The organism is Candidatus Protochlamydia sp. W-9, assembly GCF_001950615.1.
GTDB lineage: Bacteria > Chlamydiota > Chlamydiia > Chlamydiales > Parachlamydiaceae > Protochlamydia > Protochlamydia amoebophila.
On the sequence record NZ_BCPZ01000214.1, the window covers coordinates 52,719 to 65,384 of the forward strand.

Annotated in this window: 8 protein-coding genes; 4 read left to right on the forward strand and 4 right to left on the reverse strand. The window is 33.5% G+C overall.

Annotation, left to right across the window (positions count from 1 at the left end; all coding sequences use genetic code 11):
- Position 1: 1 nt before the first annotated feature.
- Positions 2-442, reverse strand: coding sequence for a hypothetical protein (locus BU804_RS06755; RefSeq protein WP_075883486.1), 441 nt, complete (start codon positions 440-442; stop codon positions 2-4).
- 224 nt (positions 443-666) lie between these two features.
- Between BU804_RS06755 and BU804_RS06760 the strand changes: the two genes are divergently transcribed.
- Positions 667-1,941 (forward strand): D-alanyl-D-alanine carboxypeptidase family protein, encoded by a 1,275-nt coding sequence (locus BU804_RS06760; protein ID WP_075883487.1) that lies wholly within the window; start codon positions 667-669, stop codon positions 1,939-1,941.
- A 636-nt stretch (positions 1,942-2,577) separates the two neighbouring features.
- On the opposite strand, the gene rsmA is transcribed toward BU804_RS06760, so the two are convergent.
- The 3 genes from rsmA to BU804_RS06775 form a co-directional block, all read right to left on the reverse strand.
- Entirely contained in the window at positions 2,578-3,432 is an 855-nt protein-coding gene (rsmA, locus tag BU804_RS06765) for a 16S rRNA (adenine(1518)-N(6)/adenine(1519)-N(6))-dimethyltransferase RsmA (protein WP_075883488.1), read from the reverse strand.
- An 8-nt stretch (positions 3,433-3,440) separates the two neighbouring features.
- Positions 3,441-4,514, reverse strand: coding sequence for a peptidylprolyl isomerase (locus tag BU804_RS06770; RefSeq protein ID WP_075883489.1), 1,074 nt, complete (start codon positions 4,512-4,514; stop codon positions 3,441-3,443).
- Positions 4,515-4,579: 65 nt separating this feature from the next.
- Entirely contained in the window at positions 4,580-5,713 is a 1,134-nt protein-coding gene (locus BU804_RS06775; RefSeq protein ID WP_075883490.1) for an RsmB/NOP family class I SAM-dependent RNA methyltransferase, read from the reverse strand.
- A gap of 224 nt (positions 5,714-5,937) precedes the next feature.
- Here BU804_RS06775 and BU804_RS06780 point away from each other — a divergent pair, with 224 nt between their 5' ends.
- The 3 genes from BU804_RS06780 to lnt all read left to right on the forward strand — a co-directional run bounded on the left by BU804_RS06780 (position 5,938) and on the right by lnt (position 12,603).
- The gene (locus BU804_RS06780) at positions 5,938-8,334 is read left to right on the forward strand and encodes a hypothetical protein (protein WP_075883491.1); all 2,397 of its coding nucleotides are present in this window, start codon (positions 5,938-5,940) and stop codon (positions 8,332-8,334) included.
- A gap of 125 nt (positions 8,335-8,459) precedes the next feature.
- Positions 8,460-10,703 carry a hypothetical protein gene (locus tag BU804_RS06785; RefSeq protein ID WP_075883492.1) on the forward strand — a complete coding sequence of 748 codons (2,244 nt, stop codon included), beginning with the start codon at positions 8,460-8,462 and terminating at the stop codon, positions 10,701-10,703.
- 187 nt (positions 10,704-10,890) lie between these two features.
- Complete coding sequence (gene lnt, locus BU804_RS06790; protein ID WP_075883493.1) at positions 10,891-12,603, forward strand: apolipoprotein N-acyltransferase; 1,713 nt, start codon at positions 10,891-10,893, stop codon at positions 12,601-12,603.
- The last annotated feature ends 63 nt before the right edge of the window (positions 12,604-12,666 follow it).

The following is a 12,666-nucleotide window of genomic DNA, read 5'->3' on the forward strand; positions in this document are numbered from 1 at the left end:
ATCATAGATTGTAAGAGTCTTTCAGTTGAGATAGTTGCTGTTCATTGTCTTGAATTTCTGCCAAAAAACTTTCCAATATTTTTAAAACAATTTTAGAATTGTTATAAATTCCGGACGCTATAAAAGTAGCTTCTAAGTGAACATCTTCTTCAGGCTTATTTAAAGCAATTAATGTATAAGTGACAGGTAAATCATCTAGCTGATCGGGAACAATCCATACGATATAATCATCATTAACTAAGGTAATTTTATCTGTCGATTCAATGATATGAAAATAACGAGGGATCAATTGAGCTTTCTTTTTTGTCAAGGGCTGAAAATGTAATAAATCAAAATGATGAAGGAGATCAAGGTTAACGTAAAAAATCCCATCAGGAATCCAATAAGAAAGATTCTTACTAAATTTTTTATAATATTCTTCAATTATTGCTAAATTGTGCATATATAGCTCTCTTATCTCTTTCTATGGAATAAAAACGTATTGGCTAATTTCATTCAATTAGTAAATTCATTCACTTCTAGAGGTCTGAAAATACTAATCTTATATAATAATTTTAATTTATTTTTTAATTGATTTTCAATTTTCTAGTTGTTTTTTTTTATAATTTCTTGGATTTTATTCGTAATATTTTAGTAAGTAAGCGTTAAGTTGAACATGGGTTTAAAATGAGAGTCTGGTACATTTTTTTTGTGACAATAATTTCTTTTTCCTTACGATCAGCCCCCCTTGATTTTAAAATTGCTGGGGAAGCGGCTATTTTACTTAATGCTGAAAGTGGAGCAATTCTATTTGAACAAGAAGCCTACACTTGCCAATTTCCAGCCAGTACAACAAAAGTAGCCACAGCTTTATATGCGTTAAGTAAAAAGCAAGATCTTAACCAAATGATGACCGCTGAGCAAGACTCGCTGACAACACTTTCGCAAGAAGCTAAGAAGAAAACTAATTATGATCCTCCTTATCGACTAGAACCTGATGGCAGTCACATAGGTCTGAAAAAAGGAGAAATGATGTCATTGCACGATCTTTTAGGAGGGATGTTAATTCCTTCTGGAAATGATGCCGCAAACGTAATTGCTAATGCCCTAGGCCCTACAATTCCAGTTTTTATGGCAGAGTTGAACGTTTACTTAAAAAAAATTGGCTGTGAGAAAACAACTTTTTATAATCCTCATGGTCTGCATCATCCTCAACATCAAACAACGGCTTACGATTTAGCTCTAATAACCAAAGAAGCTTTGAAACAACCTGTTTTTTGCGAATTGATTGCACAAAAAAAATATTTAAGACCAAAAACGAATAAACAAGCGGCAACGACTTTATTACAGACAAATCGGTTAATTCGCCCCGGAAGCTTTTATTATTCTAAAGCGATTGGAGGAAAAACTGGTTATCATGCAAAAGCTAAAAAAACATATATTGGAGTCGCTCGATCGGAAGAAAGGACTTTGATAGTGGTTTTGTTGGGTTATCAAGAGAGAAATACCATTTTTCAAGATGCTATTAAATTGTTTGATGCTGCTTTCAATCAACCTAAAATTCAACGTACATTTTTGAAAGAAGGAAGACAATCATTTGCTCAGAATCTTCCTAAAGCTGCTTGCCCGCTACAAACGCATTTAAAAGAACCAGTGAAGTTAGACTATTATCTGGCAGAAGATCCCGAAGCTAAATGTCTTTTATATTGGATGATTCCATCTTTACCTATCCAAAAAGATCAACAAGTGGGAGAGTTACATCTCATTGCTAAGAATGGTAGCTTAATTAAAAAGGCCTCTCTTTTAGCATTAGGAGATGTTTCTTACGCATGGCCCTATAGCTGGATTGCTAATATCGAGGGTTTTTTCGGTCAACTTTCTTGGCTGTGGGTAAGTTTGATTAGCCTATTTATGTTAGGGTTATTGTTTTTCATTTGGAAATCTCGTCCAAAAGAACTCTAAAATATACTCAACTCTCAAATCTTAATTGGACATAAAATGTCTTTTAAAATGGATTGTCATTAAAGCAAGAAAGCATTGGTGAAAATAAATTTCAATTATAAAGTTTCACCATTAAAATTTTTTAATGATAAAAATTCCCCTTATTCTAACTAAATTGACGCAGTTTAATTGTTAATACAAAATAGAAAATTTTGGCCTAAAATTCATAAATTAAAATAATCTTGAATAAGTTAATTACTTATTAATTTGAAATTATTGATAAATTAATTTTTTTAAACAATTTAACTTTTAATTTGTTATAAAAAAAGCGTAGAGTCAAGCAAAAAGTGTCATTTTGGTTTAGCCTATAAAATTTCTAGAAATAGCCTTAAAAACTTAAAAGTAAATATTGGTTTAAAATATTTTTAGTATGCAATGAGATTAGTGGAAATAAAATTTGAAAAATAACTTGATCATCCTGAAGCATGGCTTAGTTAAATTAAATTCAAATAGAAGAGCGGCAAAACTAGCATCAGATAAAATCGAGGAAAAAATTCTCTCGGGTTAAAAAATGTCCTTATTTATTTTAAATGCAAAAATATGATGAATGAGATTATTAAAAAAAGAAAATTTTGAGTTTATCGATGCTGAATGGCATTAATGCCTTTCAGAGCTATATAGTTCGTGATATAGTTTAATAAAATCTTCTAAAGATAAAACTTCCGGTCTAGCTTGAGGATTTTGCCCAATTATTTCTAAAGCGTTTGATATTTTAGTTGGGTCAAAAAGAGATTTGAGTGAGGCACGAAGCATTTTACGACGCTGTTCAAAGGCTGTACGAGTGATTTTAAAAAAGACTTGTGCATCAATATTAGGAGGGGGCTCTTTTAATTCTAAAACAACGATAGCAGAATCAACTTTTGGGGCAGGGTAAAAGCAATTTCGGCTGACCGTAAAACCATAGCGGGGCTTAGAATAAAAATTCAGAAAGATTGTAAAAGAGCTATAATCAGATTGGCCAGGTAAAGCTGTCATACGCCTAGCGACTTCTTCTTGTACCATAACAGTTAACGAAGAAAAAAGTTTTCGTCGAACAACCATTTCTGCGAGAATTGGAGTTGTCAAATGATAAGGAAGATTAGCAATCACTTTTGCTTTCTGATCATCTCTTAATCGACTTTGAAGCTCTTCTTCAACTGAGAACATTAAAATATCTTCACAAAATATTTCAAGTTGCTTTGATGGTGTTTGAAATCTTTTTAATTCGCGGGCTAGTACAGAGTCTTTTTCAACAGCCACTACATGGGCTTCTGCTTCTAGCATAGCTTGTGTTAATGAGCCTGGCCCTGGGCCAATTTCTAAGACAAGATTTCCTGGCTGTACGTCCGAAGCTCTAACGATTTTACGAATGATATTTCCATCAATCAAAAAATTTTGAGAGAGCCCTTTTTTGGGGAAAATTCCAAGTTGATTTAAAAAAAGGCGTAATTCGCTGGGTTTATAAATAGGCATAAATTTGCTTATTTTAAAACAAAAGGTTGATAGTCAGCAGGAACCATTGCTTCTAAGTCTTTATCTCTGACGTAAAAATGTTCTCGTAATTTTTTGAGGTATAAGTCAGTCTCTTCATCAGCCACTTGATTTAAAAGTCGTTCCTTTAAAACAGGTTCCATTTCTTTAAAGGAAGGGTAACCACCAGGAATTTTTTCTTGAACAAATAAAATTCGATAGACAGTGGTATGCTCAACGCGACTTTTATTTTCGAAAGGTAGGCTATACATTCCTGTATCTAAAGGATTTAAAATTTGTTGATAGGACTTAGAAAGTTCTTTTTCATTGTTATGGATTACCTTTGAAACAGTTACTTTTCCTTTGCGACCAAGCAATTTCCCTTCTTTTAATTTAGCAGGAACTTCTTCAATTGAAAACCCCTTCTTAAGAAGTTGATAAGCAGCCTGGGCGATTTCTTCAGATTTTTTGAGATTACGATCTTTAATTGTCAAAACTTTATAGTTCCAGATAGTCAATCGGATATTTGCTGGATCTTTAATAAAGTCTTCATAGCTTTTACGGACCCTGGAGGGTGTGACTTGACGAATAGCTTTACCATTGACCCTGGCACCGATCATACGCTTTAAAAGAATATCACCTTGAACAATTTTTGAAGCTTCCTCAAAAGATAAACCAATTTTATCTAAACTCGCAATAATGTTAGGGCCAAACATGAGTTCCATTTCTTGTCGAACATCTCCACTAGTTACCTCAACTTTACTTTCTTGGGCATCAGCTAAAATAAGTTCTTTATTGATTAAATCTTCTAAAGCATATTTCCAACTAAATTGATAATATTGGTAGCGAGCTTCGGTAGAAGAAAGATATTGGGGAAATTGTTTATAGAAGGTGACATCCATTTTTTTGACAAGGTCATAGGCAGAAATAGGTTTACCATTAATTCTTGCTAGAATTCGATTGTTAATAAAAATTTTAGGTTCTTCAGTACGAGAAGAAGAAAGGAAGTCGTCCGATTTAATTGCTTCTAGCGCGTAAAAAGTTAAAAAGAAAGAAAGAGAAGCAATAAAGATAGTTTTTTTCATAACAAGAAATAAAATTTTATATGTTAAAGGTATATATTTATGGAAACTGCCATTACATGATAAAGTTATGCTCTTTTAAGAACAACTCCAAAAAAACCGTCCATTTCCCCCTGAGCTGGGATTGTTTGGAATATTTCTCCTTCCATTTCAAGAGAATATGTTTTAATAAAATGTTCTAATTGGTTCTGATTTTCAGCATTTAACATGCTACAGGTCCCATATACAATGCGCCCTTCAGGGTGTAAAAAACTTAAAGCTTTTTCAAAAATTGTTCTTTGTTGACCAATCAAGCGAGGGAGAACGGTTTCATCAAATTTCCATTTCATGTCAGGATTACGGCGTAATGTACCCGTCCCTGTGCAAGGAGCGTCTACTAAAATCCAATTCATCTTTTTTTTTAATTTTGATAATTGAGGGCTATTTGGTAAAAGAATTTGACTATTTTGAATGCCTGCTCGTTTCAACCTTTTTTTTGCTTCTTGAAGGGCAAAAGGGCGAATATCATGAAGATAAATTTGCCCTCGATGTTCCATGTGAGGAGCAAATGCTAACGTTTTACCACCTGATCCTGCGCAATAATCTAATACTTGATCACCAGGTTTAGGCCGGACAAGCTGTGCCAATAGTTGGCTTCCTTCGTCCTGTACTTCGAATAAGCCTTCTTTAAATTCGGGGAGACTAAAAAAGTTAATTTTCTTATGAAAGATGATTCCTTCTGAAGAATAGCGTGTATGGGAGATTTTATATTGACCTTCCCATCTTTTAAATAAAGAATCTCTTGTTGTCTTGATTCGATTGACTCTAATTGTTGTAGGGGCAGTGGTGTTGTTGATTAAACATAATTTAATAGCTTTTTCTACCCCATAACATTCTTCGAATAATTCAAATAAATGGGAAGGAAAACTGACTCGTGCATGAAGAGGAATATCTTCACGAGCCTGCATTTTAGATAAGTCTGTTATTTGGTAAACAATATATTTTTCCTGCCAGGAAGAAGAAGGGGCAAGATATTCTAGCAATCCTTTCCAGCGTATTAACGCATAAATGGTTTCTGCTAAAAACCCTCGGTCTTTTGACCCTAAAGAAGAATGTTCTCTAAAATAATGACTGATGAAAAGATCAAGAGGTAAAGTTTGCCTGTCATAGGCTTCTAATAAAGAAAATAAATGGTAATCACGGAAAGGAATTTTTTGTGTCATAAAATGATTATAGAGGAAGGCAAAGATTATTCTAAATAGAATTATCTCATAAACTGTTGTTTGATAAATGATGAAACGAATTAGGTAATGAGAAAAACCAGTTTAATTAAAAATTATCTCCCTTACTTCTTTAAAAATGGTTTCTAGAATAATTCATCATCGACTAATTATATTAAGTTTATTACACTTATTTTTCACATTCTTGACTATCAGGTTAAAGGTTCATGTTTAAAATAGCTCTTATCTGTGGAGGTCCTTCATTAGAGAGAGGGATATCTCTGAATTCTGCTCGTTCTGTTCTAGATCATTTGGCTTCTGAGTTTATAGAGATTATTCCTATTTACGTAGACTATCAAAATTTTTTTTATCTTATTTCAACAGCTCAACTTTATTCAAATACTCCGGCGGATTTTGATTTTAAATTAAAAAAGTCAGCGCAAGCAATGAATCGAGAAGAATTGAAAAAAATTTTAAGAAATATAGATTTGGTTTTTCCTGTTATTCATGGAATATTTGGTGAAGATGGAGAATTACAAAAAATTTTGGAAGAAATAGATGTTCCTTTTGTAGGAACAGGTAGTCAAGCCTGTGCAGAAATGTTTTGTAAATATCATGCTTCGCAAATCCTACATCAAAATCGATTTCCGACTTTTATGAAATTAGAAGTGAGTCCTGAAACCAATGATTTGGCACCTATTAAATTTTTTTTTGAACAGCATCAGTTAAAAAGAGCTATTGTTAAACCAACCATGGGTGGATCTTCGATAGGTGTGACCTCTGTTCAAACTCCAGAAGATGCTTTTGAAAAAATTAAAATGCTTTTCCAGCAAGGAATAGCTAAACGAGCCCTAATAGAGCCTTTTTGTGAAGGGACAGAATTTACCGTTGTTGTCCTTCAAAATCAACAAAGTAAACCTGTCGCTTTAATTCCGACTGAAATTGAAATGAGTTATCAAAACCATCAGATTTTTGATTATCGAAAAAAATATCTTCCTACAAACCAAACAACTTATCATACCCCTGCACGCTTTGATGAGACGATTATTCAAGGCATTAGACAAAAAGCCGAAGCAATTTTTACATTATTTCATATGCGCGATTTCGCTCGTTTAGATGGTTGGTTACTAAATGATGGAACAATTTATTTTACTGATCTTAATCCAATTAGTGGAATGGAGCAGAACAGTTTTCTTTTTAGGCAAGCCTCTCTTCTTGGATTAACTCATCGCGATGTGTTTCGTTTGATCATTACAAGTGCGTGTTTGAGATGTAAATTGACTCCTCCAACCTTTGTTGATGAATCGATACTAGAAAAAAAAAAGGTTCATGTTCTGTTTGGAGGCAAAAATGCAGAAAGACAAGTTTCATTAATGAGTGGAACAAATGTTTGGTTAAAACTTTTACGATCATCTAAGTATCATCCTATCCCTTTTTTCTATGGAAAAAATGACTTAATCTGGCAACTACCTTATGCTTATACATTGGATCATACAGTTGAAGAAATTTTACATAGGTGTTTAACTAGAGAAGCATCGAACAAAAACCCTCCGAACTATTTTAATTCTATTTGCGAGCAGCTTGGTATTCCATGTAATTTTCAAGAAAATCCTTCTAGCATGTGTCTACAAGATTTTTATCAACTTTCTGCCTCTAACCACGCTTTTGTTTTTATTGCTATGCATGGAGGGGAAGGGGAAAATGGAATTTTGCAAAAAGAATTGGAAAAAAACCAACTGAATTATAATGGCTCTTGTGCAAAAACTTCTTCCATTTGTATGGATAAATTTTTAACAGGTCAGATGATTGAACAGCTCAAACATCCAAATATATTTTCGCTTCCTAAAGAATGTGTAGAAGCTGCCAATTTGTTCGGTCAATCTACAAAATACTTTTTGGAAAAATGGAATAAAATTTGTATTTCATTAAGATCGAATCGACTAATTATTAAACCACGTCAAGATGGATGTTCCGCCGGAATTGTTTTATTAGAATCTGGGGCAGATTTGGAAAGGTATTTTGCGTTTATTCAAAATAACGTTTCGTTAATTCCAAAAGGTTCTTTTAACCAACAAAAAGACGTGATTGAAATGCCTTCATCAACTTGTGTTGAATACTTATTAGAACCTTATATCGAAACAGATCGAATTATCCTTGATCAAGGAGAGCTAATTTATGAAATAAAAGAAGGGTGGGTAGAATTGACTGTCGGAGTACTTGAGCATAATCAAATTTATCGCTCATTGAATCCAAGCATTACACTTGCTGAAGGAGCCGTTTTAAGTTTGGAAGAAAAATTTCAAGGGGGGACGGGAGTTAATTTAACCCCACCTCCAGAAAAAATTCTAACTTCTGAAGATGTTTCTCAAATTAAATTTTTAATTGAGAAAGCAGCAGATACTTTGCAAATTCAAAATTATGCTCGACTTGATATTTTTTATCATCGAGAGACAAAAAAAATGGTTGTTATTGAAGCTAATACCCTTCCAGGGCTTACCCCATCGACAGTTTTTTATCAACAAGGTTTAGCGGAAAAAAAACCTTTGAATCCTTTAAGCCTTCTAGAAGCCATAATTAGTTCAAAATTAGAGTTGAACAAAGAAACTATAATATTCAATGATTAAAAAATTGATTAGATAAATAATCCTTTGTTAACTTTTTCTTAATAAGATTTTTATTTATTTTTAATTTCCTTGTAATAAGATTTGCAGAAATAAGCCTAATAATATCTCTATTTTAGGAGATTCTAATGCCAAGTCCATTAACTTCTTTTGAAAATTTTAATTTGACAGCTCAAACAACAACTTATTTATATAGCTTAAACCAAGAAAGCTATTTAAAAGCTTTTGGTGCTAAGCTTGTGAGTCCTGTTGCTATTATTAGTGCTAGTGCCGTTGATGTAATAGTTCACGCAACAGGATTTGCTAGTAAATTTATTCTAGGTGGGTTGACACTCCCTTGGAATTTTGTTGTAACCCCTTTTTCCGCTTCTTTGTCAACATCTCGTAGTTCCGGCTTAGCTTCTTCTCTCATTCACCTCAATCGTCTAGTTGAAAGTATTTTTACTGCAGCCATTCTGCCTTTCATTTACCTTATTAATGCCGAAAGTGCTTATCAGTTTGTTCGTTCACGCTTAGAAAATTTGTCTGAAAAGCAAAACTCAACATTAAAGGATAAGATCACATCTTTAAAAAATCAACTTAGCAAGCAACAACAAGAGCTCAATCAAAAAAAGATTGATTTAGAAGTGGCTAGAAGAGATCTGGGAAGTTTGACTCCTAATCTTAACACATTGCAAAAAGATATTCGATCTTTAGAAGAAAAGAAAAGTCAAGATGAGCAGGCTTTACAACAAGCCAATCAAGCTTTGCAAAATCTACAAAGAGAAAAAGCTTCACGTGAAGCTCAGGCTGAGGATTTAGAATTAGAAAAAACGACGTTATTAAGTAAAATTGCTGAGATTGAAGCGTCCCTAAAAAAGGCTTTAGAACAAGTCGAACAAGAACGGAAAGACAACGCTAGTAAAGAAAACACAATTGTTGATCTTCAAGGTCAGCTAACTGAGTTGAATAAGCAGTTATCTACTCTCAATCGAAACCATCAAGAGCATCTAGATCAAGAAAAAGAGGATTTAAAAAATCAACTAGAAACCCTCAAGCGACAATTAAATGAGGAAAGACAAGCAACACTATGGGCAAATAATAAAGTTATAGAAGCAGAAAAAAAAATAGAGGAAGAGAAAAATCGACTTACCGAGTTTTCAGCAGATGCGTTGAAAATGTTAAAGGGTAAAAGATTAGTAAATCAACGTCTCATAGAATCAAAAAAAGAATTAGAACAACAAATCCAATCTATAAAAACAGAATTAGCGGCAGCAGAAGAACAAAAGCAAGTTTTATCATTGCAAGTTGAATCTTCAAAAATAGATGCTAATCAGTTGCAAGAAAAGATTAATAGTTTGGAAATTGAGAAGCAAAAGTTATTAAATAGAATTAAAGTTTTAGAAGAGACTATCGCTAAAGAAGAAGAGTCCAAAAACGCCTTGGAACAAATTGAATCTGTCGTTTCAAACATGGAAACAGTTGCTGAAATTTCTATCCTGAACGTTTTAGCTTGTTCTGCGACATTTGAATCCTCAGCACAAAATGATAGAGCATTTACAGTTTCAACTTTGGAAAATGGAGAATTGCCAAATGACCATGACAATAGAGCTAACTTACTTGAGCAAATTTGTGGATGCTATGAAAAACTTAAATCAACGTCAACAACTGTGGATAGGGTAAAATCGGGGAATTTTGAGCTACGTCCTAAACATAAAAGCTCGCTAGATAAATATATGGGCCCTGCTTTACATGAACTTATCATTGAAATCGAAGGGCTTATTGAAGCTTTGGAATGGGGAAAATTTGGGCCTGTAAAGAAAAATTCAATGATGCGAAGTATGATTGAAGAAACCCCAGATGTAGAAAACGAAATTGAACCGTTTAAAAATTATCTTGAATTTTACTTAAAAAAATTAAAAGAAAAACATCGCGAAAATTCAAAAGGAAAAGCTGACGGTCAACGATCCATAGAAGAACACCTTGCTAGAGTTCGAGAGATAGATCTTGCACAAGCTAAAGAACGAATTGAAAAATTAAGAAAAGATTTAATAAAGCAAATTTCTTTTAAAATTAGTGATCAAGAAACTACTGATATTGATTTATTCTTTGATAAACTTACTCCATTTATTTTAATTTCAATTCAAAGGGAATTTGTAGAAGGAAATAAAGAGTTTAGCAAGTCTCAATATCAAACCTGGGGAGGGCCTTTCAAAGACATTGAAGAATTTAAGACAAATTATCGAGATTTTGTAAAATTACTTGGTGAAATGAGCTTAATAAAAAATGAGTATGACAAGGGATTATTTAAAAAGTTATCCTATATTGTTAAATTCATATCCGAGATAACAAGCAAAGGTAAAAAACCTTTTAAAGAATTTGAATTGAGCTAGCAGAATAAAAACTCATTGAATGAAATTAAAAAACAATAACTAGAAAGACTGTTTGCTTGATCCAAATTGCCATCAGCGGGCTTTTTTTAATAGATCACGTTTGGATAAATATCTTTATAATCGATCTTTTCTCATTGATATGCAATGATGTCAATTTCAAAATAATTGACAAAAGTCTGTAATTCGTATGCTAGCTTTTTTTTCTTCTGAAAATACAAATTTAAGCCCTCTTCAGAAATGGGGAGGGTTTTTCTTCTCTTTCCTTATTGTGGCTTTTGGTCAACCTGCTTGGAGTATATCTTTAGGGCTTTTGGCGTCGATTGGTGGGTTTACCTGTTTTTGGCGCATTTTGCTGACAATTTCTTCTAAAAAAGAGCGCTTTTGTTTAGCAATGGGGTGGTATGCAGCAGTACAAATGGTGCAGCTTGGATGGTTTGTCTCTCATCCTTATTTTTACATCTATGGGGTGCTATTTTTTTGTGCATGGTTGATGGGAGCACAATTTGGCCTGTTGGCTTTAGCCATTCAACCTTCTACTCTAAAAAGAGTTTCTTATTTATTTGGTTTAGCAGGATTATGGGTTTGGTTAGAATGGTCACGTTTATTCATTTTATCAGGTTTATCGTTTAATCCAGTAGGTATTGCTTTATCAGGATTCATTTATCCTCTTCAATTTGCTTCGATCGGAGGAGTCTATTTTCTTTCTTTTTGGGTAATGTTAACCAATTTATGGATGCTAAGGGCCTGGTTTTTTGGATGGAATAAAATAGAAATAAGTTTAGCGATTGGATGTGCTTTGAGTCCTTATTTAATGGGGGGAAGCCATTTTTATTACCACTTAAATCAAATGAATCAAAACACACGATCCATTTCTGCGGTACTTGTGCAACCTGCCCTTCCGATCGAAGAAAATTTGGGATTTCAAAGTGCGGAAGAGGCACGTAACTTTGTTTTACAAGAATGGCATCAGATTTTATCGACGATGCAAAAACAAAAAGGTCGCCAAATTGATTTGATTGTTCTACCCGAATATGTAGTTCCTTATGGAACATATCACCCAGTTTTTCCTTTAGAAAATATCAAGAAGTTGTGGAAAGAGCTATTTGGATTTGAAGCTTTAAAGTCCCTTGCTCCTTTAATATCTCCTTATGCTTCATTTTTATCGTCTGATCGAGGAAATCAATGGCTCGTTTCTAACGCTTTTATCGTGAAATCCTTGGCTAATTTATTTCAGTCTTATGTTGTCGTGGGATTTGAAGATAGTGTCTATCTTGATGAAGAAAAAACATATCATGCATCTTATAGTGCTGCCTTTCACTTTTCTCCTGATCAGCGTCCTGCTGAAAGGTATGAAAAACGTATACTTGTTCCGATGGGAGAGTATATTCCTTTCGAATTTTGCCGGGAATTAGCTGCCAGGTATGGTATTTCAGGTTCTTTTACTTGCGGGAAAGGAGCCAAAATTTTTAATGGACCAGTTCCTTATGGAGCAACAATTTGTTATGAGGAAACTTACGGCGATTTAATCCGTGAAAATAGACAAAAAGGAGCCGAATTGCTAGTCAACTTGACAAACGATGGTTGGTATCCTAATTCTAAGCTTCCTAAACAACATTTTGATCATGCGAGATTGCGTACAGTTGAAAATGGAATTCCCTTGATGAGAGCTTGCAACACCGGAATCACTGGAGCAATCGATTCTTTAGGTCAAGTAATTAATGTATTAGGACCAGATATGATGAAAACACAAGAAATAGCCGATTCTCTTTATGTACAAGTCCCTATTTATCATTATAAAACCCTATATGCAAAATGGGGTGACCTATTTATTTTATGCCTGAGTAGTTTACTTATGATTTGGACAATTGCAGACAAATTTTTCCGACGTTTCTTTTTTTGAATAAATCTTTGTATTGGTGAATTATTTGATTAGAATTAATAGAAAACTTTGTTGAGTGCCATG